Raw genomic sequence first — 304 nt, 5'->3', positions numbered from 1 at the left:
AGGGGCTACGAGCTCAAGCACCGCGTTCGGAACCGGGATGGCGAGTACCGCCTGTTCGCGGTCAAGGGACAGCCGGTGCGCAATCCGGACGGAACGATCCGCGAGTGGGTCGGCGTACACGCCGCCATCACCGAGCGAGAGCCCTCGAAATCGCGCAGGTCGAGATCATCGGTGTCGTGTCCTTTGCGGCGGGAGGCCTACTGGAGCGGGCGGCCGAGCTTGCGCGCCAGGATCCGCTGCGGGCTCTTGTCCGGGTCGGCCTGGGCGGAGACCGGCAGGTAGGCGGTCTGCTCCAGCATGTAGC

At 68.4% G+C, this 304-nt stretch carries 1 protein-coding gene and 1 pseudogene; one reads left to right on the top strand and one right to left on the bottom strand.

Features of this window, described 5'->3' with window-relative positions:
• Nucleotides 1-108, top strand: a pseudogene (locus MKK60_RS28470) (hypothetical protein); the annotation flags it as partial.
• A gap of 89 nt (nt 109-197) precedes the next feature.
• On the opposite strand, the gene MKK60_RS14710 reads toward MKK60_RS28470, so the two are convergent.
• A partial coding sequence (locus MKK60_RS14710; RefSeq protein ID WP_243986802.1) for a Kdo hydroxylase family protein occupies nt 198-304 on the bottom strand: 107 nt, incomplete at its 5' end.

Origin of the sequence: Methylobacterium sp. J-092 (assembly GCF_022829325.1) — a bacterium.
Taxonomy (GTDB): Bacteria; Pseudomonadota; Alphaproteobacteria; order Rhizobiales; family Beijerinckiaceae; genus Methylobacterium.
This window is presented reverse-complemented; position numbering and strand designations above follow the sequence as displayed.